25 protein-coding genes are annotated in these 25,049 nt (G+C 49.4%); 10 read left to right on the top strand and 15 right to left on the bottom strand.

The window, feature by feature from the left end; genetic code table 11:
- Positions 1-9 precede the first annotated feature (9 nt).
- The 8 genes from F566_RS0130340 to F566_RS0130305 all read right to left on the bottom strand — a co-directional run bounded on the left by F566_RS0130340 (position 10) and on the right by F566_RS0130305 (position 9,954).
- The gene (locus F566_RS0130340) at positions 10-405 is read right to left on the bottom strand and encodes a hypothetical protein (RefSeq protein WP_020410827.1); all 396 of its coding nucleotides are present in this window, start codon (positions 403-405) and stop codon (positions 10-12) included.
- Entirely contained in the window at positions 406-3,582 is a 3,177-nt protein-coding gene (locus tag F566_RS0130335) for a DUF4781 domain-containing protein (RefSeq protein ID WP_020410826.1), read from the bottom strand.
- Between the two features lie 136 nt (positions 3,583-3,718).
- A complete protein-coding gene (locus F566_RS0130330) occupies positions 3,719-4,084 on the bottom strand; it encodes a glyoxalase superfamily protein (protein WP_020410825.1) in 366 nt (121 codons plus the stop codon).
- 65 nt (positions 4,085-4,149) lie between these two features.
- Positions 4,150-7,203: an efflux RND transporter permease subunit gene (locus F566_RS0130325; RefSeq protein ID WP_020410824.1), complete on the bottom strand. Its 3,054-nt coding sequence runs from the start codon at positions 7,201-7,203 to the stop codon at positions 4,150-4,152.
- The gene (locus tag F566_RS0130320) at positions 7,200-8,282 is read right to left on the bottom strand and encodes an efflux RND transporter periplasmic adaptor subunit (protein ID WP_020410823.1); all 1,083 of its coding nucleotides are present in this window, start codon (positions 8,280-8,282) and stop codon (positions 7,200-7,202) included. Before F566_RS0130320 ends, F566_RS0130325 begins: the two co-directional genes overlap by 4 nt.
- 132 nt (positions 8,283-8,414) lie before the next feature.
- The gene (locus F566_RS0130315) at positions 8,415-8,993 is read right to left on the bottom strand and encodes a class I SAM-dependent DNA methyltransferase (protein WP_020410822.1); all 579 of its coding nucleotides are present in this window, start codon (positions 8,991-8,993) and stop codon (positions 8,415-8,417) included.
- 230 nt (positions 8,994-9,223) lie between these two features.
- Positions 9,224-9,610 carry a YciI family protein gene (locus tag F566_RS0130310; protein ID WP_026180431.1) on the bottom strand — a complete coding sequence of 129 codons (387 nt, stop codon included), beginning with the start codon at positions 9,608-9,610 and terminating at the stop codon, positions 9,224-9,226.
- A gap of 77 nt (positions 9,611-9,687) precedes the next feature.
- Entirely contained in the window at positions 9,688-9,954 is a 267-nt protein-coding gene (locus F566_RS0130305; protein ID WP_020410820.1) for a DksA/TraR family C4-type zinc finger protein, read from the bottom strand.
- A 345-nt stretch (positions 9,955-10,299) separates the two neighbouring features.
- Between F566_RS0130305 and F566_RS0130300 the strand changes: the two genes are divergently transcribed.
- The 3 genes from F566_RS0130300 to F566_RS0130290 are packed head-to-tail and all read left to right on the top strand — an operon-like array spanning position 10,300 to position 11,392.
- The gene (locus F566_RS0130300) at positions 10,300-10,635 is read left to right on the top strand and encodes an HYD1 signature containing ADP-ribosyltransferase family protein (RefSeq protein WP_020410819.1); all 336 of its coding nucleotides are present in this window, start codon (positions 10,300-10,302) and stop codon (positions 10,633-10,635) included.
- Positions 10,636-10,643: 8 nt separating this feature from the next.
- Entirely contained in the window at positions 10,644-10,922 is a 279-nt protein-coding gene (locus F566_RS0130295; protein WP_020410818.1) for a DUF6881 domain-containing protein, read from the top strand.
- Positions 10,901-11,392 (top strand): macro domain-containing protein, encoded by a 492-nt coding sequence (locus tag F566_RS0130290; RefSeq protein WP_211210729.1) that lies wholly within the window; start codon positions 10,901-10,903, stop codon positions 11,390-11,392. Before F566_RS0130295 ends, F566_RS0130290 begins: the two co-directional genes overlap by 22 nt.
- Before the next feature lie 103 nt (positions 11,393-11,495).
- Here F566_RS0130290 and F566_RS0130285 read toward each other — a convergent pair whose 3' ends face one another.
- Genes F566_RS0130285 through F566_RS0130270 form a run of 4 tightly spaced genes read right to left on the bottom strand, consistent with a single transcriptional unit; the run spans position 11,496 to position 13,421 of the window.
- On the bottom strand, positions 11,496-11,810 hold the full coding sequence (locus F566_RS0130285; protein ID WP_020410816.1) for a DUF2834 domain-containing protein: 315 nt from the start codon (positions 11,808-11,810) through the stop codon (positions 11,496-11,498).
- Between the two features lie 47 nt (positions 11,811-11,857).
- Positions 11,858-12,436, bottom strand: a complete 579-nt coding sequence (locus F566_RS0130280; protein ID WP_020410815.1) for a VIT1/CCC1 transporter family protein — start codon at positions 12,434-12,436, stop codon at positions 11,858-11,860.
- 5 nt (positions 12,437-12,441) lie between these two features.
- Positions 12,442-12,726 (bottom strand): DUF211 domain-containing protein, encoded by a 285-nt coding sequence (locus F566_RS0130275; RefSeq protein WP_026180429.1) that lies wholly within the window; start codon positions 12,724-12,726, stop codon positions 12,442-12,444.
- 8 nt (positions 12,727-12,734) lie between these two features.
- Positions 12,735-13,421, bottom strand: a complete 687-nt coding sequence (locus F566_RS0130270; RefSeq protein ID WP_020410813.1) for a DUF4336 domain-containing protein — start codon at positions 13,419-13,421, stop codon at positions 12,735-12,737.
- 209 nt (positions 13,422-13,630) lie between these two features.
- Here F566_RS0130270 and F566_RS0130265 point away from each other — a divergent pair, with 209 nt between their 5' ends.
- Entirely contained in the window at positions 13,631-15,157 is a 1,527-nt protein-coding gene (locus F566_RS0130265) for a S41 family peptidase (protein WP_020410812.1), read from the top strand.
- Between the two features lie 109 nt (positions 15,158-15,266).
- On the opposite strand, the gene nagA is transcribed toward F566_RS0130265, so the two are convergent.
- Genes nagA through nagB form a run of 3 tightly spaced genes read right to left on the bottom strand, consistent with a single transcriptional unit; the run spans position 15,267 to position 18,060 of the window.
- Positions 15,267-16,400, bottom strand: coding sequence for an N-acetylglucosamine-6-phosphate deacetylase (gene nagA / locus F566_RS0130260; protein WP_020410811.1), 1,134 nt, complete (start codon positions 16,398-16,400; stop codon positions 15,267-15,269).
- Positions 16,400-17,278, bottom strand: coding sequence for a glucosamine kinase nucleotide-binding domain-containing protein (locus F566_RS0130255; protein ID WP_020410810.1), 879 nt, complete (start codon positions 17,276-17,278; stop codon positions 16,400-16,402). The genes nagA and F566_RS0130255 overlap by 1 nt, the downstream gene beginning before the upstream one ends.
- The gene (gene nagB, locus F566_RS0130250) at positions 17,275-18,060 is read right to left on the bottom strand and encodes a glucosamine-6-phosphate deaminase (RefSeq protein ID WP_020410809.1); all 786 of its coding nucleotides are present in this window, start codon (positions 18,058-18,060) and stop codon (positions 17,275-17,277) included. Before nagB ends, F566_RS0130255 begins: the two co-directional genes overlap by 4 nt.
- 319 nt (positions 18,061-18,379) lie before the next feature.
- Between nagB and F566_RS0130245 the strand changes: the two genes are divergently transcribed.
- The 6 genes from F566_RS0130245 (at position 18,380) to F566_RS0130215 (ending at position 25,038) form a co-directional block, all read left to right on the top strand.
- Positions 18,380-19,654 carry an ABC transporter substrate-binding protein gene (locus F566_RS0130245; RefSeq protein ID WP_026180427.1) on the top strand — a complete coding sequence of 425 codons (1,275 nt, stop codon included), beginning with the start codon at positions 18,380-18,382 and terminating at the stop codon, positions 19,652-19,654.
- A gap of 243 nt (positions 19,655-19,897) precedes the next feature.
- Positions 19,898-20,857 (top strand): carbohydrate ABC transporter permease, encoded by a 960-nt coding sequence (locus F566_RS0130240; RefSeq protein ID WP_020410807.1) that lies wholly within the window; start codon positions 19,898-19,900, stop codon positions 20,855-20,857.
- 13 nt (positions 20,858-20,870) lie between these two features.
- Entirely contained in the window at positions 20,871-21,755 is an 885-nt protein-coding gene (locus tag F566_RS0130235; protein WP_020410806.1) for a carbohydrate ABC transporter permease, read from the top strand.
- 133 nt (positions 21,756-21,888) lie between these two features.
- Positions 21,889-23,034, top strand: a complete 1,146-nt coding sequence (locus F566_RS0130225) for an ABC transporter ATP-binding protein (RefSeq protein WP_020410804.1) — start codon at positions 21,889-21,891, stop codon at positions 23,032-23,034.
- Positions 23,035-23,126: 92 nt separating this feature from the next.
- Positions 23,127-23,939, top strand: a complete 813-nt coding sequence (locus F566_RS0130220; protein ID WP_020410803.1) for a GntR family transcriptional regulator — start codon at positions 23,127-23,129, stop codon at positions 23,937-23,939.
- 88 nt (positions 23,940-24,027) lie between these two features.
- Positions 24,028-25,038 carry a CobW family GTP-binding protein gene (locus F566_RS0130215; RefSeq protein WP_020410802.1) on the top strand — a complete coding sequence of 337 codons (1,011 nt, stop codon included), beginning with the start codon at positions 24,028-24,030 and terminating at the stop codon, positions 25,036-25,038.
- Positions 25,039-25,049: the final 11 nt, after the last annotated feature.

Below are 25,049 nucleotides of genomic sequence, written 5' to 3'. Positions count from 1 at the left end.
TCAAATTGATCAAGCAGATACTGGTGGCTTAAGAGAATCAGCATATTCTTTCATATCCCGAGAAATATTCTTAAGCTTCCATCGATCCGGATCATCGTATTCAAACTTAATATTTATTTTAAAGTCCGGGCGAGTAACATGTACTAGGCATTGGTGCCATTCCTGACCTTTTTCTTTTTTCATTTCCTCACGCAGTTGCCGCAGCTTTCGCAGAGCATCAACATCAGGAACCCGAGCTTCATAATCTCCGTCTTCGAAATACGCGTAGCCGTTCATTCTTTGCTGGCCGTGAGAAAAGTTCCCAACGACAGAGATACCAACCCACTTATCATCTGCATATTCTTCACTTCTCAAAATGATAGAACCGATTTCCATTATCAATTCATTAGAAACACTCTTATCCACTTATTCCCCCCCAGTACCCCGACTTATTGCCAACAAATTATCAATTTCTGCCTTGCCGAGACGATTGAAGCTTTGATTACTCTCGTTAGCAAACAGGCCGATGTCCCTATGAACTTGTTTGCCCGTATTAGTATCAAATACTCGATAACTGACTTCTATTTCTGTCGGGCGACCATTTTGATAGTTATTAAGCTTAACATTAATTTTCACATTACAACCTGCTGCAATCCAGTCAGCCAGCTCATTTTCCAGGGTTTTATATGCCCCGGTATTTAAGTTGGCGTCCTGTGGGAACAGGTTTTTAAGTCCCTGATCAAGAACGAAACGGTGTCCGATAATATGACCCGCATGATCTCCCTCAATACCATTAGTGCGAGTCGTGACCCCTTGAGCTGACAACTCAGCTGAAGATCGTTTGGCATAGTTGTAATACTCTCTCAACGTTGCCGTGACTTCTACTATTTGTCCACTTTCATCCGGTTTCCAGTCTACCTTATTTTCTCCGTGGCCAACCCGTTGCATGGGAGGCATGCCGACAGTCTCGGAGAACTTCCCGGAAGCCTCGTCATAGTACATCTTTGAGGAGTCTGAAGGGTCCAATCGCCGTAGATGCGGTACTGATGCCCCCGCCACCCAAACATAACCCTCTGGAGCTTCCGGCCAACCTTTATCCCGTGCCTGTATGGCCCCTCTGGCTGGAGCGGCAATCCAGCCTTCACCAAGTTGCTCTAACTGGCCAAGACGATCAGCCTCGAATGCTGTGGCAGTTTCAAGCTCTTCCAATCGAACTTGAAGCTCCGCACGTTGATCAGGTGTTATATCAGGATTAGCTAATCCCTGGCTGATCGACTGGGCTTCGAGACCAATCTTATTCAGCTCTAACTGAGCTTCCCAGGCAGCAGAACCGACCGGGGCTTGCTGACCACCCTGCAGGTGGGTGCTGATACGATCCAACAAACCACCGGAGGCTTCCATCTGTCTGGCCGTCCGGCTGTGCAGATCCAGCATCTCAGCATCAGGCGTGGCGCCACCATGCTCAATGCGAATATTGGCTGCTCTGCCATTAGCCCCGGTATCATAGGCAACCCTCATCTGGCCCGAAGGCAGGTCAGTATTTTGGCTGACCGGATAGGGGGAACCAAATTCAAGATGATTGCTCAGGCGGGAAAAACTATAAGCATCCGCCATGGGGGCTCCACCTGCCCGGGTACTGGCTGCCGTCATTCCTCCCCAGAAGGCGATGTTAAGCAATCCCATGGCACGGTCAGCATTGCCCATGCGATCCCAATTGGTCGCCAGATCATAGGCCTGATTAGTGGCGGCTGCGGCATCAGCAGTATTGGCCGCGATTTCCAGACCCGCAGCCCCGCGGGCCGCCACATTCGCTGTTCCAGCACCACGTGCCAATGTGGCGAATTTAGCAGCCCCCATAGCGCCAAAGGATAAAGTCCCCGCCGCCACATCAATCCAGTTGGCACGAACTTCAGCGTTCGACAGGTCAGATATATCCACCCCGTGAGCCTGGGCATCATAAAGCCCTTCACCTGCCCGAGCAGTGGTATAGGCTCCCGCAATGCCCGCAACAACAAAGGCACCCGTTCCACCTGATCCGACGATAATCACCCCGCCGGCGATAATTCCTGCACCTAGCGCGACGCCATCACCAATCTTGCGAGCCCATTCACCAAAGGTGTCGGTTACCAGGGGAGTTGCCTCCGTTGTCAGAACAGGGCAAGTATTGGCTCCGCCCCATTCCATGTCCTTCACATAGGTCATTTGACCCGGCGGCAAACGACTGTTTTCCCGCCAGTCATCAAAACCGGTGTAATGCCGGGTCGGATCCGCATCTTCTACAAAATAGGTTTTCCCATCTTCTCCCTGTATTTTGAAGACGTTGAATGTTGCGGCTCCAAACTCATCATTGGTCACTGTAACCGGCATGATGGAAACTTCAGCGTTCTCACCTCCCAATTGCTGAACTTTGGTGGCGATGGCATCGATGCGGGGATTGGCGCCGTAATATTGGTGGTTTAGTCCGGCATCAAGTCGGCTTTGTTCTTCTGCGGGAGATTCATGCGCGGCAGGTAACCGATCAGGGCGAACCCCCAAAGCCTGACCAATGGTATTACGGAGCGCTTCTCCACCCAGAACCTGTGGCTCAACTCCGCGAGACTGGTATCGGACAACAACTTCATTCGCATAACTGGAAGAGACAACGCCGCTGTCCCAACCGTCCTGCAATGACTGAGCGTTCCATGAAGGGTTACTGGCGATTTCTGCCATGGCCCACCCTCGTAATTCAGGTGCCACAGCATCATTTGCTAAAAGATCACGACCTCCGGACGAAGACAATATGTCGTTATAGAGGGAAGACAAGGTATTAATATTGCCTTGCAGCTCAGCACCGGAAGCCCCGTCCCTGTTAACCATAACCTGAGCCAGAGCACCTGACATCGCCTGCCGGTAATTACTGTTTGCCAATTCGGAGGATTCGGATTTAAGAAATATGGCCGTCACCATTTTGCTGATGCCATCACCATCAGCACTCACTTCTCCAGAAGCAACACGGTTCAACAATTCCCCACGAGCATTCCCATCAAGTACACCCGCTGAACGCCCAAGCGCACCCTCAATGCCGTCGTAGGCATTAATGACAGCCCCAGAGTCAAGTTCCACTGCAATACTGAGCATTTCAGTCGCGGCAGCGCTCCCCTCTGGACTGGAGAGAACCTGGCCCCCTTCAGCAAGAATTCGATCACTTACGGCTGCAGGCTCTGCGTATACCCCTGCAACAATACTTCGGGTTTCAGGACTTTGAAGGTTTTCCGCTGCTTCCCTGATGTTTTCCGTATTGCCGGAGATACGCCATTTCGTGGTGGCGGACTCCACTAAATAACGCTTTTCCGAAGAGGTCAGTAATCCGAGGGAAGATTCACCATTCAATGCTTTGCTGACCCGTTCGCCGCCCGCATCGTCATAACCGATACCGGCAAACGTGTCTTCAGCATGGGCGTTGTCCTGAACCCACTGATCGATTTCTTGTCCACGGGCAGGTGTCACGTTGGACACGGAATCAACAGAGTGTGATGACTGATTTGATTGATAAGCCTGAGATGATGGTCCGTTTACGGTGTTATCCGAACCGGAGCTTCCCACTCCGGCTGATGAGTCCAACATAACTCTTCCTCTACCCCTGATATTGGCTACGGAAAAGTTATCAACTAAAGGAGACTCTCATAACTAGGTCAGACACTAGCTAGGGTGAACACCTAGGGCGAATGGACAGACAGAAAAACTACTCCTGTAATAAAGCTCAGGCAGCAACAGTTTCTGTAAACGTCAGTCGGTTGCCAAAGGGGTCTCTCACAGACAACTCTCTGCTTCCCCATGGCATTTCCTCAATTTCCGGGTTGAAGTAACGATAGTTTTTTTGTTTCAGTGCATGATGCAATCGATCAATGTCCCGGATCTCAATACGCATCGCTGCACCTGGGCAACAATCACCATGATGTTCAGACAAGTGCAGAACTATTCCATCCCTGGAAATCTGCATATATAACGGCATGCCATCTTCGAAACGATGCTCCCAGTCGAGACTGAATTCCAGGTAATCAAGGTAGAATTCCCTGGCTTTCACCTCATCAAATATCCTGAGAATCGGGGTAATACTCTTTAGCATCGTTGTATCCTGTTCTGACATATCATTCCAAACGGGCTGAACAGTGCTTTGGTGAGGGGCGCGGATTACACCCGCACCCGATAGAACGTGGCATACAGTACCGGTACCACACACAATGTCAGAACAGTAGAGAACAGCAATCCTCCCATAATGGCAATCGCCAGAGGTTCCCACATCTCGCCACCTCCCAGATACAGAGGTAGCAACCCGAGCACTGTCGTGGCAGTCGTCAGCAGTATGGGCCGTGTCCGCTGTTGAGCCGCATTGATAATGGCCTGGCCGTGGTCGACACCTTCTTCTATTTCCAGCTTGATGCGTTCCAGGAGAACAATGGCATTATTGATGACGATCCCCGCCAGTGAAACGATTCCCAGAAATGTCATGAAGCCCATGGCACTGTCCAGCGCCAGCAGACCGGCAGATACGCCAATCAGTCCCAACGGAATCGTACTCAGGATAATAATGGCCTTACGAATCGAATTGAACTGGCCCACCATCAGAATCAGGATTACAAAACCGGCAATCGGCAGTTTATCCACAATTGACTGATTCGCCTTACCGGAACTCTCCGATTCCCCTCCTAATTCGTAGCGGGTACTGGTGCCCCATACCTTCTGTTGCTCCTGAAGCCAAGGGGTCAATTCGGCAAACTTTTCAGCCGCTGTGATATCCCCATCCAGTTGAGCACCAACAGCAACCGTTTTCAGTCCATTGCGGCGATAGATTTTTGCGGTATCCCAAACCACTTCAATATCCGCCACCTGGGAAAGTGGTACCGATTTTCCAGTAGACTGTACATAGACGGATAGCGATTGGACACCGCTGACATTATTTCGATTAGCGCCTTCTGCCCTGACCATGACCGGGATAATATCTTCCCCTTCACGGTACTCGGTTAACTCCAACCCACTAATACCTGCTTGCAGGGAAACAGCAATATCCTGACTGGTAACGCCGGCTCTCAAGGCGCGAGGCTGGTCAATATGAATGACCAGTTTCTTGATCCGCTGCCCCCAATCATCTGTAATGTTCGTCAGGCCGCCGATGTCACGCATCTTGGCTTTCAGCTCATCCACATGACGGAACAGAACATCCACATCAGTTCCACTCAGGCGAACTTCTACAGGATTTGCCACTGAAGGGCCATTGGCCATGGGTTTGATGGTCGCTTCCAGATCTGGATGATGATCCAACGCATAGCGGCCAAGTTTATCAATCAATTCCGGAACCAATACCGCATCGCTGGCCGTAACGATCATCATCGCGTAGCTGCTGTTGTTGGGTTTTGGGTTGTAGGACAGGATGATCCTGGGCCCGGCATTACCGATATAGCTCGCCCATTTGGTCACACCTTCAGAGCGTTCACTATTGACCTCAAGCTCCGATTCGATATATCCCTCTATGTCACTGACAACTCGACGAGTCTCCTCAATGGCCGTTCCTTCAGGGAGTTTCAGCTCAACCTGAAAATAATTCCGGTCTGATGGCGGGAAGAATATTTTGGGGACATAACCAAAGCCCTTCATTGCCAGGAGAAATACCAGGACCGTGACGACGAGTGTTACTCCCCGATTCCGCAACATGGTTTTCAGCGTGCGGCGATAGGTACGATAGAAGCGGGAATTAAAGCTGTCTTCCTGCTGGGTCACCTTAAGGAAATAGACACACAGCATGGGAATCACGGTCAGGGATATAACCCAGGAGGCCAATAAAGTAATTGCCACAACCTTGAACAGAGAAGAGGTAAACTCCCCTACATTGGACTCTGCAAGATAGATAGGTAAAAAGGCCGCAATCGTGGTAAGTGAAGCGGTCAATAATGGGACCTTCAGCTCCATGGCCGAATCAACAGCGGCATCCACAGCCTTCTTCCCTCTTTCCATCTGCACCATGATGTTCTCTGCCATCACAATACCGTTATCCACCAGCATCCCCAGCGCGATAATCAGTGCCGCCAGTGATATCTGATCAAGACCGATATCGAGATAGGACATCACCAGAAAAGCGAGCAACATGGACAGGGGAATCAATGTGGAAACGACCAATCCCGTTCTCAACCCGAGTGTAAACAGCATTACGATAGATACAACGGCAATGGCCTGCAGCAGATTGGAGACAAAATCACTGACTTTCTGATCCACTTCCGCAGGAGAAAAGCTGACCAGATCAAACTCAATTCCGTACGGATATTGCTGTAGCAGCTCATTCATCATGGATGACACCTGTTCACCCAATTCGATGTTATTGCCACCCTCACGCATTGCAACAGCCACTGCCAGGGCAAACTCACCTGACGAATGCAACATGGATTCCGGCGGATCCACATAACCGCGAACCACCGTGGCAATGTCTTTCAGGTACAACAAACGGTCAGTTCCTGGAATATTGATAATGGTCTGCTCAATATCTTCCACAGACTCAAAGTTACCACTGGGTTCCAGGGAAATCCGCTCGTGCCCCAGATTGAATGAACCGCCGGAAATTATAATGTTGCGGGTCTCCAGGGCCTGCGATAGTTGACTGGGTGACAGACCGAGCTCCGACAGACGGGTGTTGTTATATTCAACAAAGATTCGCTCTTCCTGCTCTCCCCAGATTTCCACTTTGGCAACATCCGGCAATCTGAGCAGTTCCGTTTTCACATCGTCAGCGATGTCTTTGAGTTCCGCATAGTTGAACCCTTCAGCCGTAATGGTCATCACAATGCCGAAAACATCGCCAAACTCATCATTCACATAGGGACCGACGACACCGTCCGGCAAATCCGGGGAGATGGATTCAACCTTGCGCCTCAGGTTATCCCATATGGGACGCATGTCTTTGTAACTTTCCTTGATATTGACGGTCGCGATCGACACGCCAGTTCGAGATTCGCTCTTCACGAAGTCCAGTTCAGGAATCTCTTTTACCGCTTCTTCTATCTGCGAGGAAACCAATTCCTCAACACGTTCAGGACTGGCACCGGGAAAGTAAGTGATTACCTGCGCGGCCCGCATGATGAACCCCGGATCGTAGGCACGGGGCATACCAAGAAATGTCATGACTCCGGCAATAGCAACCACCAGCAGAAGAACAATCGTCAACCGATTGTTCTCTATCGCAAGGCGTGTGATATTCACTGGTTCCCCTCCGTGGTCAGGCGCACTTTCAGACCGTCATGCATTTTACTCATGCCAGCTGTGACCACTTCATCGCCAACTTCCAGCCCGGACATAATAACAATACCGTTATTCTGAATTTCGCCGGTGGTGACATTCTGACGACTGACAACCCCTGTCGTATCATTTTCATGCCTGACCGTCCATACATAGCGCCCATCACCGTCTTCCTGCACAACGTGAGGCGGTACGAATACCACACCATCCTGCATATTGGACTGCGGTGGACGTCCCCTGACCGTGACCGACATACCAGGTAGAATGTTGTATTTTGGGTTGGCCGGCATACTAAAGGTCACATTAAACAAACGGGTGGCTTCATCGGCCCGGGAAGAGATCTCTTTCAGCTTTAAGGGGAAGCTTTCTCCGGGAATGCCTGAAAACAGAGCCCGTACGTCCGGTTCAGTCCCTTCCTGGGCGGTAATCATCAGGCTTTCAGGAATATCCACTTTCACCAGTAAGGAAGAAATATCCTGCAGCGCGTAGATCGGCTGCATCGCGGAAACTTCCTCATAGTTTTCCACGTAACGGCGTGCAATCCGACCACTGAACGGCGCCTTCAACTGGGTATAATCCAGATTTCTTTGGGCAGTCTCCATCGCGGACTGGGCCGCAACATCCTGAGCCTGAAGTTTGCTGAAATCCGACTGGGAGATGACCCCTTTACCAATCAATGCCTTGCCACGCAAGAAATCATCATGGGCCTGCTGATAATCGGCCTGACGACTCTTGAACTGAATCTGGAAATCAGTATCGTCCAGTTTTGCCAGCACATCACCTTCCTTGACCACCTCACCTTCATTGACATTCAAACTATCCAGTTTGCCGGAAACACGGAATCCGAGCTCAGCTTTCTGGGCAGCGTCCACCGTACCAGGAAACTCACGCCAGTTAGCGCCTTCCATTGAGCCGATCACCATGGTCCTGACAGGACGCAATGGCTTTTCTTCCTCCATCTTCTGACTTGAATCGGAACACCCCTGCAATACAAAAAACGACAGAAGGAAAGCCGAAAGGCTGATCTTGCGTTGACTTGTCATCGTGACTCCCTAGCTCGTGGACTTGCTGATGTGGTTTCCATTGAATGGTTTTATAAAAAATTGATTGGTTTTATAAAAAAATAATAAGACACCCTCCAGCCAATTAACACAATCAGTTATGGCCGAAAGACGTCAGGACTTTTTACCGACGCCCATAATGACTTTCATCACCCCTTTTTCGCTCGCCATCTGAAACGGCAGGGATACGGCGATTTCAGAAAAGCCGGCGTTACTGTATGCTCGGGTAATATCCTCTTTACTGAATCCCATCCCTCCATTGTCACTCAGCCAGTCCCACTGGACCAGACAACCTCCGGATTTAAGCAGATCACTCATCAGGATCACAGTTTGTTCAAAATCAGAAACAAAAGCTAACGCCGATGATGCAACAATCAGATCAAATTTCTGCTGTAACATCTCATTGTCTCTGACAAGCTCCCGTGAGAGCTCCGCCTGTATCGTGGCGACATTCGCCAATCCCTTATTTTCGAGTATTGAGATCATTTTTTCAGAAGGATCAATCGCAACGATACTGTCAGCCACAGCAGACATTTTTTCTGTTAATAATCCCGTACCACAGCCAAAGTCCAGAACCCGAAGCCCCTGGATATTGCATACTGCCCTCAGTGACTCATATGCCTTCTCCGAATAAACAATAACGTCCTCGTTCGTGTCCCAGCCCTCGGCATAATCATCCCATCTATCGCTCATAAATATTCTCCAAAATTCCCCTTCCTATTTTTCCAATACTCAGGCTTTATAATCCCTTGCTCCCATAGAGACAGCAGTCTCCTTGCGGAGACATGATCTCTACAGAACGCAAAGGATACAACTTTTGATTTCATCTTGATGGTTGCGTCATTATTTAAAGCAACCAAAGTGGGCAATGATACCCGGTAGAATTTTGGTCCGATTATATTCAGGTAACCTGTTACATAAGGCTACTTTGGCGTTTCAGAAGTCTTTTGATAGGCGCTGGCCAGCGCATTCTCAATTGGTCGGATTTCGTAGAGAAGCCCGCATTCCAGACAGGGATTCCGGGAAGCAAGATTCGCCGCTTCCTCAAGACTTTCCGCCATGATAAACCAATAACCCCCAATGATTTCCCTGGTTTCCGTATAGGGGTCATCCGTCACGCCCTGCTTCTGTACCACTTTCCCGAGACTGGATAATCTCTGACCCGCCCGCATCCTGCCAGCGTTAATCTCTTGTTCAATCCAGGCATAAAACTGATCAATGGCCGCCTGTATCTCTTCAGGCGATTTGTCCTTATCCCAATGTCCTCGGGAAATAACCAGAAACTCATTCAGATTATCTTTGATGTCCATAACAACATTGCCTGTCAAAATATAGTTCCAGTATCCTTCCACTTCAGCTTCAGGAATACCTTTTACCAGAAGATCATCTACCGGAGCTGGCTATCCTTACTACCGCGACGGTTGATACCACCAGACCCCGTTTCACTCTCTTCGAGCGCAGACTGACAACGAATACAAAGCCTTATTCCGGGAAGCGCTTTTCGGCGAGCTTCAGGTATTTCAGCATCACACTCATCACAATGAGTTGCGCTTTCTCCTGACACCAACCGGCTTCTGGCCCTTGCCACCTCATCTTCAATACTGGCGTCGATTTGATCCTGCACCGCGCCATCACGAGACCAACCACCTGCCATCGTTTATTCCTCAACGCATTTATGATGGCTTTGAATATACTCCATACGACCTCTTTTGACATACCTGATCGGCTGTTACCGATTATCTGTAGGCGACAGAGGAGGCGGGTTGACTTAAAGCAGATCGAAGTCTTTCAACCTATTTGAAAGATTAATTAATCAAGTCAGGTTCCACGTTCATTGAAAGTAAGCCTCTCATAAACACCAGCTTAGAACTTCTGTAGTCCTTATAGACGATTGATGGAAGTTTGCCCTTCGCATACATTTTGTATCTATCACCCAGCAAATTGATACCTACAGTATCCACCTATAGACACTTTAATACATCAATTACAGGAGTCTTACATGGAAAGAATTCTCTACCACTATACGAGTGAACAGGGGTATAGAGGGATTCTGGAAAGTGAAGCTATCAATCCTTCACTGAAGGCCAACAACCCAAAGGATGCCCGATTTGGAGAGGGGCAGTATGTTAGTAACATCACCCCAAGATCAAAAAGACCTTCTCAACTTTCCATGATTTTCTTCGGGATTCCTTGGGCTGGCAAGAGGTTCGAATATCATATTAATATTGACGTCCGCGGCCTGGATGTTATTTATGGACGAAAGAATGTCTATCTGATCCCGAATAATCTTCCACTTGATATATCGCACCGCCTAACAGGCCATGGTAAGAACTAGGACGAAATATGAGCACATATATCTATTCGCAATGGATCAGTACTCCCGCTGGCTATCCAAAGGAATTTTATAGCGAGTTGGATCCAAACCGGTATGAAACCAGAAAAGTGGAAATATTTGCTGACGGAAAAATGACCTACGCTTCCACTCAAAAATCTATTGCTCCAACCCGGCTGGGTATAGCTCCCGTACCAACACTGGCAGAAATTAGGAGCCAAACAGAATTCGCTGTTCGTGAGATAACCAAACAGGATTTCGAGAAAGTTTGGATAGAAGCGATAAAATGAACATCAAGTATATACAAGGGGATGCAACCAACCCTCTGGGCGATAACCATAAAGTTATTGTCCATATTTGCAATGATCTGGGGAAGTGGGGCAAAGGGTTCGTTTTAGCTATCAGTAAGAAGTGGAAGCTACCTGAGACAAGTTATAAAAATGCTTTTAGCGCAGAGCCCACGCCTAATCTTGGAGATGTTCAATTTATTGAGGTTGAACCTGACACCACTGTTGCCAACATCATTGGGCAACACGGTGTTTACTCGAAACGAAGCAAGCAAAAGGAGCCTCCTATCAGATATGAAGCAGTGAGAAAGGGGCTAGAAAAAGTCGCCATATTTGCCAAAAGCAAAAACGCTTCTGTTCATATGCCTCGAATTGGCTGCGGATTAGCTGGGGGTACCTGGGAAGAGATAGAACCAATCATCTTAACAACTCTAATACATGCGGATATAGAAGTATTGGTTTATGACCTTTAGCGTATTTCACACACCAACAAATACGCTTTCAACAACTAGAAAGTTATCCTCCGAACAAACCCTGTAAAATTTTTTAGCGCTGACGCGCCCTCTTTACCTGTGCTTAACGCTTTTCCTGCTCCGAGCAGCACCTCACAACCAAGTAGAGAAGCGGACCAACAGACACAAATATAGCGGTCAATAGTGCATATGGAATGATGTGAATAACGGGTTTATTTCGGGCTTTAAGATCATAGAACATCCAGACACAGGCCAGACCAGCCATGATGTAGAGATCAATCACAACCTGCGCTGTATCCGGTTGAGACATCAACGACAGGCCAAAAGCAATTAATGACTGCTCCGCCTGTAGCATCACCACGGCGGTAAAGCCGACGAATAGAATTAAAACAATAAGAGGTAAGGCAGCTTTTTTCATAGTCATTATCTTTTTAGGAAAGTTTTTGGCCTTAATACGAACACTTACTACCCAATCAACAACACCAACATACTGATCGCAATTCCGATCATCAAAGTTCGCAGGCCGGTTCGGAACAATGATGTTCCACCGATTTTTCCAGCATAGACACCTAGCGCAAACAATACCGCGAAAGCGACAAGAATGGATGTGGCAACAGGATCTGGAAAAGGATTCAGATTCGCTAAAGCCAGCCAGACAGGTGCGGTGATAACAATGACCACTATCAGGGGTGACACACTATTCACCAGCGCCACCCAGACAGGGATAATCTTTACCGCCTGGGCGTGGACTGTCCCTGACAAATCCGCCACCATTGCCTGCTCAAGTTCCCGTAATGATTTCAGACGCTCTGCAGACTCACTGATATAGGCGCTGGACAGGCCGCTGACAGCCAAGGCAATGGCTGCACCAAGGCAGGCATGAAAGACAACGTTGAGATCAGTATGGTTGCTGACATAAAACCCCATATTGAGCCCTAGCATGGTAAAGGCACCATCAAAACCGTTGGTGATCAGATAGCGGCGGGCGATTCCCTGAGACTTGGTCAATCGGATGACATATTGCAGGTCACTCAAAAATCCCACTTAATTCATTCCCTGTCAGATACCGGGTTTTCTGCTTCCACTTCATCAATACTATGTACTGTTGCTCCAGTTCCTCGAATCACCTCTATTATTCGATCCACCGGCACATTTTCACCGGTAACCTCCACCATTAGGCTCTCTGTCTGACTATCGACTTCGACCACCTGTACTTTTACCTGACATCCACCTGCTGAGGTAGTCAGTTGCCGGGTGAAATCCAGGGCATTCGGCTGAAGTGGCTTCAAAACATCCAACACCACTCGTTTCACCAGAATCTGGTCGTTGCTCATATACTCACCTATTTCAACAGCCATTTGAAAGCTTTCTCAACGGATTCGTGAGCGTTCTCTTCTAAAATCCGTCCATGAGAAATAACGGCCCTTTCAAACGGCCACTCAAGTATCTTTGCAATACTTTGCCTGGCTTCCGCCCGATTCCAATAGACCAGTTTTAGCAGATGATGCCACCCGACTTTACCCTGTATGCCACCGGTTTTCAGCCAAAGCAGAGTGGGCCAGTGGCCGGAAGTACGAAAGTTCTCTACCAGATCACAACTGATCAGCGTCGCCGTTGGCTTGTGATAAAACACTGTCTCGTTCAGCAGACTACCCTGAATTGTCAGGACCTCCAGATCATCCTGCCAGTCCGGATGGGGCTCGTCGGACAATATAAAATCAAACGGCAGATCTTTACGTTTCCTATGTAGTTTTACCGGGCCGTGCAATTTGGCAGTGGGGTAAAGCTTAAGTACCTCCCCAGCATAAAGATGATGGAAAAGATTGGGACAGACGATGTGAGAAACAGGCCCCAGTTCATCCAAAGCCTCCTTCACCTGATGGCTGATGGAAACTGGCGAATGAAGAAGCAGGGTACCGTTGCTCAAACGAACAACCGTCATTTTGGTCCCTACATGAAATATCAGAAAGTTCTGAGGGGCAGAAACAGTCCAGAGATTTTCGGCAACAGGTTCAAGTGTCGTTAACATGGCAGTTCGGATTCAGGCGGTCCTTTCCTGTTATTAAAGCCCAGCTTAATACGAATAGCGAGCCCTGCCCGGTTCAACTCTGTCCCAAATTGTCGCAAAGGGTCACGGCGACACCCCATAACAGGACAATTGATCCCAATTTCGCTAAGGAGATCCCCCGAGCAGGCAATGATAATGCTGATAATCTTATCTGTATTAAGGAAAAACTCATGAAGCCCGCACTCAACAATGGGAAGTGTACGCTGTCAGATATCGCCAAATTGACCGGCACGGTTTCTTTGGCTTTATCAATAACAGCATGTAACGTTGATGAATCTGTAAAAAACCATGGCAAACCCAAAACGATTTATGCTTCCAAGCTCACCGGAGTATGGGAACAGAAAGGGTACGGACAAATTGTGGATTTTAATGAGAATACAGTATCGGTATACCAATACGACCGCATGAACTGTTTCAAACTGGATGAAATCACACTATCGCAGGCTGACGACATACTCGGAAAAGTTTCACTCAGCGGCGATAAGAAAAGCTTTAGGACCATTCCCCAAAATATCCCCAGCGATATCCATCCTTACATCAGGATTAAGCTGAATAAACTTCCCCAACGCTGCGAGGATGACACCCCCAATCCAGACACCAACTACCAAGCCAATTATGAAGTGTTCTGGCACACCTTTTATGATTACTATGCTTTCTTCGATGCTCGCGGAATCGATTGGACAAAGACAGATGCCCGAAGCCGTGAAAAGCTCAAAGACATAGACAGTAGTCAGGCTCTCTTCAGCTTATTCAAGGAAATGCTCTCTCCAATCAATGACGGCCATATCAATCTGGTCAACGACGATGAGCTTTTTTCTCCCGCGAAGGATCCACTCTGGCTGCAAAGGCTTCAGACCTATTTCGATGATCATCATCCCAAGAACACACTGCAAAAAGAGTTCGAAGCTCAGAATAAATATCAGGACTTTTATACCTTCTATAACGCCCGGCTCAATCGCTTTCTGAAAGATTTAGACCGTCAGAATGTCGATAACCTCATGACATACCTGGATGATCTGAACTGCCTGGCAAATGATAATATCTGTTACGGGGTTCTTGACCAGAGCCGGTCAACTCGGAAGGTGGGATATCTATTGGTTGATGACATGGCCGAGTATTCGGCAAACCCCGATGCTGATTACGATGCCAATCATCAAATACTTAAAGCGGCCATGGATGAAGCAATGGGAGCTCTGTATACCACCGATGCCCTGATTATCGATGTTCGCCGGAATCAGGGAGGCTATGATAGTAATTCCCTGGAGATCGCTGGCAGGTTCACTCAAAAAGGTCTTCATGCTTTCAGCAAGAAAGCCCGTCACAGAAGTGGCTACACCGACACCCAACACATCACGTTGAAACCCACTGGCGCTTTGCATTACTCAAAACCGGTTTACCTGCTGATAGGAGGCAGTACCTATAGCGGCGCTGAAACCTTTTCACTGACGATGCGTAACCTGCCACAGGTGACGTTAATCGGGGAATCAACAGGGGGTATTCTTTCAGATACTCTAGGCTTTGAGCTGCCCAATGGATGGGATTACTCGTTATCCAATGAAGTTTACACTTCGCCTAAAGGCGAGAATTTTGAAAGTATCGGTATACCACCAGCCCATAAGGTAGTTTATATGTGGCCGGACGATGTAAACGCGGGGAAAGACACCGGCATCGAAAAGGCTCTAAGCTTGGTGAAATAGTCTAGAAGTGTTGACGTTTCATAAAACACTCGTGAAACGTCAACATATCTTGGTCAATCGCGCGCTCAGCTCTAATGGCTGGTAGCAAAGGTAGGCAACACTGATGAAATCAGCTACCGCTCACCCAACTGCTTCTAACGTTAAAATCTTTATCCAGCAAAACCATATCGGCACTGTACCCTGGAGCAATACGGCCATATGTTTGATCAATCCCAAGAAAAGTTGCCGGATACAGCGATGCCATTCTCAAGGTCTCTTCCACTTCAGTATTCGCATGATTTACGCAATACCTGACGGCTGTCGCCATATCCAGATCTGAGCCGGCCAGTACGCCGTCTTCCGTGGCCAGCAATCCGTCCCGGCGAACCAGAGAACGACCTTGCAATTCAAACCGGTCTCCATCGATTCCCACTGTATGCATGGCATCAGTCACCAGCATCATCTTGCCCTTTGCCTTGGCCCGGAAAGCGATCCGCAGGCTGGCGGGATGCACATGATGGCCGTCCGCAATGATGCCGCACCAGCTGCCGGGGTCATCCAAAGCAGCACCAACCGCCCCCGGATCACGATGATTAAGTGGAGACATGGCATTATAGAGATGAGTAAAGCACGTAGCCCCCTCTTCCAGGGCCTGCAATACCTGATCATAGGAAGCTTCTGTGTGCCCAAGCGAGACCAGAACCCCACGACGACGAAGCTCTCTGATAAACCCAGGCGGAACTCTTTCAGGTGCCAGTGTCACCAGGGTAATACCTTCAGTCCCCAGAGAACACAGCAGGTCTATAGCATCCTGCTCGGGTTCGCGAATCACTTCCTTGCGGTGAACCCCCTTTCGGGAAGTATTCAGGTACGGACCTTCCAGATGTATCCCTCTGACGCCAGGCACTTTCTGCCTGAGAGCTTCTCGTACAGCCTCTATGGCAGCTACCATCGTGTCACGGGTATCAGTAATTAACGTCGGCAGAAAACCGGTAGTACCAAAATGACGATGAGCCTCGCCAATGGTGTTAATTGTGATGGGCGAAGGTTCATCATTCAATAATGCGCCTCCCCCGCCATTCACCTGTACATCGATAAAACCGGGGGCGAGCAGATTTCCATTCAGCGCGACCATATCAATGCCCGAAGGCAACTGATCTACCGGCACAACAGACTGCACGAGTCCGTTGTCTACAATTACCGCATGACCGGATAGGACTTCATCACCTGTGAAAATCCGGCCTTCAGTCAAGGCATAAGCCATCAGGCTGCCTCCTGTCTTTGTTTGATCAATCGAATGGCACCATCCATGGCATCGCCCACTGGCACCTCTGTTAGCGAGGTTACATCCTCAGGTAGCCAAGGCTCTATTACCTGGCTCAACCCTCCCATCACACATAACTTCGGAGCTCCCAGCTCCAGCAGCCTGCGTAACATCACTGCCGCTTCTTCCGCCAACCTGGTGAGAAGTTGGCAAGCTACTGGATCACCCTTATCCGCATGCTGAAAAACCCTGGGGGCAAAACTTGCGTAATCCCGGGGCTTGGCCTGATCCATCCATGCCACAAGATTCTGCTGCTGGTTGGAAAAGGTTTCCATGATATCCCTCGTCATGGGAGAGGCTTCAGCCATTCCTTCAAAAGCTAGCAGGGAATGGCGCAGCACCAACAGCCCCAGCGTCGCGCCACTGCCGGTATCTGAAACCGGGAACCCCCATCCACCAACGATATGAAACTCGCCATTGACATAGGCCACACCACAGGAGCCGGTCCCCATAATTAGTATCGCGCCATCTTCACCGCCAAAGGCACCCAGACAGGCCGTATGTGCGTCCGTCACCAACGCAATATCCGCAAATGGATGAGGATGACTCATCACCAGCTCGTACTCTTTGTGCTGAGCGACACCCGCCAATCCCAAACCGGCATAAGTCGATGAGAGAATAGATCTGTCGACCCCTGCTACGGCTAATGCTGAATAGGTCGCTGCGAGGATATTGGCATAAGCGTATTCCAGCCCTAACCGGGGATTGGCACTACCTGCCGTACCTTCCCCTAATACATTTCCGGAGGCATCACAGAGACGGGCACGACAGGAAGTACCGCCACCATCGACTCCCAGATAATAGACTTCTGAACTCAACAATCAGCTCCTTGCAGACGCAACGTCTCCTGCTGCACCCACTGATAATATTCAATCATTTCCAATTTCTGTGCCGCCGCTTTATCAACAATGACCAAGGCATTCGTATGCATCTGCAACACAGAAGCCGGCTGCATTGCCGTCATCGGACCTTCGACCAACGCCTTTACGGCATCGGCCTTGTTCTCTCCTGCAGCCAGAAGAATAATCTTCCGGGCTTCCATGATCGTGCCGATACCCATAGTGATGGCCAAGTGAGGCTGCTCTTCATCCGAGCTGAAAAAGCGGCTGTTGTCCCTGATAGTATCAGGTGCCAATGTCTTGACCCTGGTACGAGACCCCAGACTTGAGGTAGGTTCATTAAATCCGATATGTCCGTTGCGTCCTACTCCGAGGATCTGCAAATCAATGCCGCCGGCTGATGTTATTTTAGCTTCATATTCGCGGGATTCCTCCTCTGGATCCAACATCCCCTTCGGGATGTGGGTGTTCTCACGTTCAATATCAACATGATCGAAGAGATGTTCCTGCATAAAACTCCGATAACTTTGGGGATGTTGTTCATCAATACCGATATATTCATCGAGATTAAAGGTCCACACACCGGCAAAGCTGATCTTTCCCTCTCGGCATTGTTGAATCAACTGTTCATAGAGTGCGATTGGTGTACTGCCTGTCGCCAATCCGAGGACAGATTCCGGTTTAGACTGAAGCTGGTGAACACACTGCTGCGCCCCGTAAAAAGCGACATTGTCTGCGTTTTCAGCAATAATGACACGCATATTCCTCTCCTGTCCGGTGAATTACCCTCCTCCACTTCAACCCAAAACGGCCAAAAGTGGTCTTAAGCTGTACACACCGACAATACCATTTAAATACCTATAGAGATAATAGTGTAAAAACCTCTCGATTCCAACCCCAGACCACATCACTTTATCTCAAAAACCGATGAAAACGGGCAAAATACGACCAAAAAGCACTTGCTTGAAACAAACCATTGGGTTTATATTGGTATTACAAAAATAGAAATACCATTAACTGTCTGGTATTGAGCTAAGAGATGTCTTATGTCCTGGATCATCTTGATGGGAGAACAAAAAGATGTGTATAAGTACGATAAAAAACCATTTGAGCCGGCTCACCAAACTGGGGCTCGTCGCAACAATCTTCGCTTCACCAATGTCTGGTGCTGCAGATAAACTAGTGATCGAAAGCTGGCGGAACGACGATGCAAAGATCTGGAATGATGTCATTATCCCCGCTTTCAACAAGCAACACCCCGATATTAATGTCGTATTTTCCCCGACTCCTCCCGCCGACTATAACTCAGCCCTGCAGGCAAAACTTCAGGCTGGCACCGCAGGCGATCTGATTACCTGCCGTCCTTTCGACACCTCCCTGGCCCTCTACAAAAAGGGCAACCTGGAAAAGCTCAACGAACTTGAGGGAATGAACAACTTCCCGGCCGTTGCGAAAACAGCCTGGTCTACCGACGAGGGCGATGACGTTTTCTGTCTGCCAATGGCTTCTGTAATTCATGGCTTTATCTACAACAAAGAAATTTTCAAGGATTTGGGCCTATCCGTCCCCAAGACTGAGACTGAATTTTTCAAAGTCCTGGAAAATATCAAGGAAAATTCCCGCTATGTACCTCTGGTTATGGGCACAGCGGATCAATGGGAAGCAGCCACTATGGGCTTCCAGAATGTAGGCCCCAATTACTGGAAAGGCGAAGACGGTCGTGCAGCGTTGATCAGCGGTGACGCGAAACTGACTGATCCTGAATATGTCCAGGTCTGGGAACATATGGCCAAGTGGGGTCCTTTCATGGGACGCGGCTACCAGGCGCAAAAATATGCCGACTCACAAAACCTGTTCACTTTGGGGCGCGGAGCCATCTATCCGGCAGGTTCCTGGGATATAACGACCTTTAACGACCAGGCAGAGTTTGAATTCGGCGCTTTCCCTCCACCCACACCGGATGGACAGAAAACCTGTTATATCAGCGATCATACTGATATCGGCATCGGTCTCAACGCCGCATCCAGTCAAAAAGAATCCGCACGTACTTTCCTGAACTGGATGGCAGGACCCGAGTTCGCCGAGCTTTATGCCAACTCCCTCCCCGGTTTCTTCCCATTGGCCAATCACAAAGTCAGCATCAAGGACCCGGTTGCCAAGGAGTTCCTGAGCTGGAGAAACCAGTGCGAACAAACGATTCGTAATTCCTACCAGATCCTGTCACGTGGTACTCCCAACATGGAGAACCAACTGTGGAACGTGTCCGTTCAGGTGCTCAACGGCACTATGGACCCGGCTGATGCAGGTAAAGAAGTGGAATCCGGCCTGAAAGCCTGGTATCCGCCGCATCAATAATACTGCCCGGAAGCTGATTCAGGGTCGGGTTATTGGAATTCCCCGGCCCTGATAATCACTCTTCAACACCCATCTGTTATGGTTATGAGCCTGTCATTACGTCATTATCGTCATAGAATCGGCCAGGTTCAGCTTGCCCGTGAGCAGAACAGGACAGGTGCTAAGCAGTAAAACAGATTTTCAAACAGCTCATGTTAGAAAATTAAGCCGCAGGCGCTTATGAAACCAACCGCGAGCGACACTATGAGTCAGATTCAACCGCAGGCCGACAATGGCCCGCTAACCAAAGTTTCCAAGCCATTTCCCTGGCATATTGTTTTTTTCCTGGGACCGGCATTGTTGATTTATGTCGCGATCAGTGTGTATCCATTGCTGGATACTCTGCGACTGGGACTATTCAGTGAAGATGAGACCGGCGCCAAGTTTTTCGTCGGTCTGCAGAACTACAGTAACCTGTTGCTAAACGAGTTCTGGTCAGAGCCATTCTGGAATGCGTTGAAAAACAACCTGATCTTCTTTGCCATCCACATGGCACTGCAAAACCCTATCGGCCTCTTGCTTGCCATGCTGCTGAGTTCACCAAAGTTACGCCTGAGCGGCACTTATCGGACACTGATTTTCATGCCGACCATGCTATCTGTCGTGATCATCGGTTTCGTATGGCAATTGTTGCTCAGCCCGCTCTGGGGAATCAGCGAAGACTTCATGTACAACATTGGCCTGGGTAACTATTTTGATGCCTGGCTGGGCAAAGAAAGTACCGCGCTGATTACTCTTTCTCTGATTTCTGTCTGGCAGTTTGTGGGTATTCCAATGATGCTGATCTATGCCGCATTACTGAATATTCCAGAAGATCTTACAGATGCTGCCGTGGTTGACGGCGCCAAGAGCCGCCATGTGTTCTGGCATATCAAGCTCCCCTTGCTCCTGCCGACTATCAGCATGGTGTCAATCCTGACGTTTGTGGCCAACTTTAATGCCTTTGAACTGATTTATGCTGTGAAAGGCGCACTGGCGGGCCCGAACTTCTCCACAGACATTATGGGAACACTGTTCTATCGCACGTTCTTCGGTTTCCAGCTCCAGCAGGGCAGTCCCACGATGGGAGCCGCTGTCGCCACATTGATGTTCCTGATCATTCTGATAGGCGTCATGGTTTATCTGTTCTTTGTTCAACGGCGCATCCAGCGCTTCCAGCTGTAATCGGAGGGTCTCCATGTTAGCCAAAGAAGCCATCGCTACTCCGAGCCAGGACTGGAAATCTGCCATCCTGCGCCCCGGTATTCTGAAAAAGCTCAGTGTTCATGCGGTACTGATCACCTATACCGTGATTGCCTTGTTTCCGATCCTGGTGATTCTGATCAATGCCTTTAAATCCAGAAAAGCCATATTCAATGATCCATTGGCGCTTCCGGACGCATCTACCTTTACCCTGGTAGGGTTTACCGAGGTTCTGGAACGCTCAACCTTTGATGTGTTTTTCTTTAACAGCTTGGTCGTCACGCTGCTGTCCCTCTTCTTCGTGTTGCTTTTCGGGGCCATGGCCGCCTGGGCGCTCACAGAGTATAAGTTCCGGGGTAATTTGTTTATCGCCATTCTGTTTGCCATGGGGATCATGATTCCCATCCGACTGGGTACGGTCAGTATCCTGCAGTTGATGGTCGATCTTCATCTGGTGAACACTCTCGCCGCTCTGGTGCTGGTGTATATTGCCCAGGGCCTCCCCTTGGCAGTCTATATTTTGTCGGAATTTATCCGGACGATTCCCAAAGAGCTCAAAGAGGCAGCTCGTTGCGATAATGTCAGCGAGTACAAGATTTTCTTCCAGATCGTTTTACCGCTAATTCGTCCGGCGCTCGCAACAGTTGCCGTGTTTACCATGATCCCAATCTGGAACGATCTCTGGTTCCCATTAATTCTGGCACCGAGCGAATCCACCCAGACGATTACGCTGGGAGTTCAGCAGTTCATCGGGCAATTTGTCACAGACTGGAATGCTGTATTGTCTTCACTGACATTGGCCATTGTTCCGGTCCTGATCCTGTATCTGGTCTTTTCCCGGCAATTGATCAGAGGGTTGACTGCGGGGGCGGTGAAATGATCCCGGATATGAACACCCAAACCTGCCTGCAGAACGTCACTTGTGTAGCCGTCAAAACGGGTGACAAAACAAGATCTACTGGGTTTGCCGCCATTGCCGCGGCGAGCCACAACGTCGAACAATGAGGTGAACAATGGCCGACGTAAAACTGAATCATATAAAAAAGAGCTACGGCAAAGTCGACGTCCTTCACGGCATCGATCTGGATATCAAACATGGTGAGTTTGTTGTGCTGGTCGGCGCTTCCGGTTGCGGTAAATCAACACTGCTCCGACTGATCGCCGGACTTGAGGAAATTACCGCCGGAGAACTGGTTATCGACAATAAGATCGTCAACCACCTCGATCCGGCACGGCGCGGTATTGCCATGGTATTCCAGTCTTATGCCCTTTACCCGCACATGTCAGTGTTCAAGAACATGGCTTTCGGACTCAAAATCGCCGGTCAAAACAAGAGAGCCGTTCGGGAAAAAGTAGAGCAGGCTGCCAAGATCCTGCAGATAGATCACTTACTGGATCGTCTGCCAAGAGAGCTTTCAGGCGGACAGCGTCAACGTGTAGCCATCGGTCGCGCCATTGTCCGTGATCCTAACGTGTTTCTGTTCGACGAACCTCTATCGAACCTTGACGCCGCACTCCGCGTTCAAACCCGGGTGGAAATCGGCAAGCTCCACAAAGACCTGGGCGCTACCATTATTTATGTAACCCATGATCAGGTGGAAGCCATGACTCTGGGTGATAAAATTGTGGTAATGAATGCCGGACGCGTTGAGCAATGTGGCTCTCCCCTGGAACTCTATCGTTATCCCCAGACCAAATTTGTTGCCGGCTTTATCGGTTCCCCCAAAATGAACTTCATCGAAGGACATGTCGATAAGACCGCAACGGAATATCTCACCATCACTCTGGAAGATGGAACACAGGTGCAGGCTCATGTGGATACCTCTGGTATTCAGGAGGGCACAAAAGTCACTGTCGGAATACGCCCTGAACATCTTTTTGAGGGCCGAAATCTTCCCGGACAGTTATCTGGCGACGTAAAACTGGTGGAACATCTGGGCGAAGTCACTTATATCTACATGAGCCTGGCCGACGGCACAGAAGTGGTTGTACGCGGAGAAGGTGAATCCGAAGTGGAAGTCGGTGATAAACTACAGGCCAGTTTTGCGCCCGAGTCCGTTCATGTGTTTAATATGGATGGCAAGGCGCTGCCCAGAATTCGCAGGAGCGCGGAAATTCCCGCAGATAATCCTGCGATCGTGACAGCAAGTCAGGCATAATAGGTGAAACGACAACGTGGGGTTCTGCTGAAACGACCAGTGTGTCTTTACGCAGAGCCAGCCTTACATGGGGACAATAGTAAAAACAGGCCATGAATAAACCTGAACAACAGATTATCCATCCCTATATCAGCCAGATATTCGGAACACCCGATGACCTTTCCCGTCACACGGCGCCGCTTTATCTGCAACTGCAGAGAAAAATTCGCGAAGCCGTTGAGAAAGATGTACTCAGACCAGGAGATGTGGTTCCCGCCGAAAGAGAGATCGCTTCCGTCATGGGGGTTTCCCGGGTAACGGTCAGGCGCGCCATTGATGACCTGGTGGAGGAAGGTATCCTTACCCAGCGTCAGGGGGCCGGCACCTTTGTTGCCGACCGGGTTGAGCAACCACTGAATTACCTTAAAAGCTTCTCTGAAATCATGCGGGAGCGTTCCAAAAAGCCCGGTTCCCGCTGGCTGGACAGATCTGTCGGAATGCCTCACGAAGATGAACTGAGAGCGCTGCAGCTGACGCCAGAAGATGAAGTGGTACGTTTTTACCGCCTGCGACTGGCAGATGACAAGCCAATGGCTTTGGAAACCGCCACCATTCCAAGACGCTTTCTGGACAACCCTTTCGAGGTGACTCACTCACTTTATGATGCCCTCACCGTTAACGGAATACGTCCGGTTAAGGCACTGCAGCGGTTACGTGCCATATCGATTGATGAGAAACGCGCGCAGTTGCTGGAAATTCCCGTAGACAGTGCTGTGCTATATATCGAACGTCTAGGTTTGCTTGATGACGGAGTTCCGGTAGAGTTCACGCGCTCATATTTCCCCGGAGACGCCTACGACTTTGTGGCGGAAATCCGTAGCGTTACTCATGTATCGCAAATGCTGGACCAGGACACGTCCAACTGATCCTTAAGCGTTTCCGGAGTACCCGGGCTGCCCAGGCAATCCTGTAACCTGAGCAGCCCTTCGTCGATCCGGATTAAGGAATATTTCCATGTCAGACAAAGTAATTCCTGCCAATATCATCACTGGCTTTCTTGGTGTCGGAAAAACAACCACCGTCCGACATCTCCTGGCAACTAAGCCGGAAGGCGAAACCTGGGCGGTTCTTGTCAACGAGTTCGGCGACGTTGGTATCGACGGAGCCATGCTGGCCGACCAGGGGGCTCTGGTCCGGGAAGTTCCGGGGGGCTGCATGTGTTGTGTGAATGGATTACCCATGCAGATCGGCTTGAATATGCTGCTAAGTCAAAAACCGGATCGACTATTGATAGAACCCTCCGGCCTCGGCCACCCTGACGAGATCATTTCTATCTTACGCGGTGAGTTCTACCAGCCCCTGCTGGAATTACGGGCCAGCATCACCCTGGTGGATCCCCGCAAGCTGACTCAGTCCAAATACCTGGAAAATGACATCTTCAGAAAGCAGGCTCTAATCTCTGACGTCCTGGTCGCCGCAAAAACAGATTTGTGTACCCCAGAGGATCTTGAGAGATTCGAGAAATGGAAGCGTCAGGTCGATGCATCAACCGGCCGAGAGGCGATCAGTGCTCAAATAAGCCAGGGCAATCTGGACCCAAGCCTGCTAAATCATATGGCCGCTGAGCAGGCGCGTCAGGAGCATGCTCCACTGCAGCATCAGGGAGTGCTGTCGGTGATGGATCTTCCATCTGCCAGCGTAAAAGAAATTGTCCGTAAACAACGTTCTGAAAGTGGCTACCACGCCTGTGGCTGGATTTTCCCTGACAGCTATCAGTTTGACCCGGTTCAGGTTCTATCTCTGCTATATGGTCTCGGTGCAATCCGTGCAAAAGCGGTTTTACATACAAGTGAAAGCTGGCTGAGCATCAACGCAGAAGACGGTGTTATCACGACATCTTCTCTCGCTGAGGGCCAAACCTCAAGACTGGAAATTATTCATGACACGCACCTGGACTGGCAGGCAATTGAAACGCAACTGATCGCCGCAACACAGAGCAAGCGTTCCTCGAACGAGGATCTGTAGAAGCATCAATG

Source organism: Hahella ganghwensis DSM 17046, from assembly GCF_000376785.1.
In the GTDB taxonomy this organism is placed as follows: Bacteria; Pseudomonadota; Gammaproteobacteria; order Pseudomonadales; family Oleiphilaceae; genus Hahella; species Hahella ganghwensis.
The sequence above is the reverse complement of the archived record's forward strand: the minus strand, read 5'-3'. Positions and strand labels throughout refer to the sequence as shown.

What these genes read in the sequence shown, in the direction of transcription:
- F566_RS0130315 (WP_020410822.1), bottom strand. Translation starts at nt 8,993, where the DNA reads ATGAGCGATAGATGGGATGATTATGCCGAGGGCTGGGACACGAACGAG.
- F566_RS0130220 (WP_020410803.1), top strand. Translation starts at nt 23,127, where the DNA reads ATGAATAAACCTGAACAACAGATTATCCATCCCTATATCAGCCAGATA.
- F566_RS0130240 (WP_020410807.1), top strand. Translation starts at nt 19,898, where the DNA reads ATGAGTCAGATTCAACCGCAGGCCGACAATGGCCCGCTAACCAAAGTT.
- F566_RS0130295 (WP_020410818.1), top strand. Translation starts at nt 10,644, where the DNA reads ATGAGCACATATATCTATTCGCAATGGATCAGTACTCCCGCTGGCTAT.
- F566_RS0130270 (WP_020410813.1), bottom strand. Translation starts at nt 13,421, where the DNA reads ATGTTAACGACACTTGAACCTGTTGCCGAAAATCTCTGGACTGTTTCT.
- F566_RS0130320 (WP_020410823.1), bottom strand. Translation starts at nt 8,282, where the DNA reads ATGACAAGTCAACGCAAGATCAGCCTTTCGGCTTTCCTTCTGTCGTTT.
- F566_RS0130330 (WP_020410825.1), bottom strand. Translation starts at nt 4,084, where the DNA reads ATGCTAAAGAGTATTACCCCGATTCTCAGGATATTTGATGAGGTGAAA.
- F566_RS0130275 (WP_026180429.1), bottom strand. Translation starts at nt 12,726, where the DNA reads ATGAGCAACGACCAGATTCTGGTGAAACGAGTGGTGTTGGATGTTTTG.
- nagA (WP_020410811.1), bottom strand. Translation starts at nt 16,400, where the DNA reads ATGGCTTATGCCTTGACTGAAGGCCGGATTTTCACAGGTGATGAAGTC.
- F566_RS0130300 (WP_020410819.1), top strand. Translation starts at nt 10,300, where the DNA reads ATGGAAAGAATTCTCTACCACTATACGAGTGAACAGGGGTATAGAGGG.
- F566_RS0130305 (WP_020410820.1), bottom strand. Translation starts at nt 9,954, where the DNA reads ATGGCAGGTGGTTGGTCTCGTGATGGCGCGGTGCAGGATCAAATCGAC.
- nagB (WP_020410809.1), bottom strand. Translation starts at nt 18,060, where the DNA reads ATGCGTGTCATTATTGCTGAAAACGCAGACAATGTCGCTTTTTACGGG.
- F566_RS0130285 (WP_020410816.1), bottom strand. Translation starts at nt 11,810, where the DNA reads ATGAAAAAAGCTGCCTTACCTCTTATTGTTTTAATTCTATTCGTCGGC.
- F566_RS0130215 (WP_020410802.1), top strand. Translation starts at nt 24,028, where the DNA reads ATGTCAGACAAAGTAATTCCTGCCAATATCATCACTGGCTTTCTTGGT.
- F566_RS0130245 (WP_026180427.1), top strand. Translation starts at nt 18,380, where the DNA reads ATGTGTATAAGTACGATAAAAAACCATTTGAGCCGGCTCACCAAACTG.
- F566_RS0130265 (WP_020410812.1), top strand. Translation starts at nt 13,631, where the DNA reads ATGAAGCCCGCACTCAACAATGGGAAGTGTACGCTGTCAGATATCGCC.
- F566_RS0130310 (WP_026180431.1), bottom strand. Translation starts at nt 9,610, where the DNA reads ATGGACATCAAAGATAATCTGAATGAGTTTCTGGTTATTTCCCGAGGA.
- F566_RS0130225 (WP_020410804.1), top strand. Translation starts at nt 21,889, where the DNA reads ATGGCCGACGTAAAACTGAATCATATAAAAAAGAGCTACGGCAAAGTC.
- F566_RS0130235 (WP_020410806.1), top strand. Translation starts at nt 20,871, where the DNA reads ATGTTAGCCAAAGAAGCCATCGCTACTCCGAGCCAGGACTGGAAATCT.
- F566_RS0130335 (WP_020410826.1), bottom strand. Translation starts at nt 3,582, where the DNA reads ATGTTGGACTCATCAGCCGGAGTGGGAAGCTCCGGTTCGGATAACACC.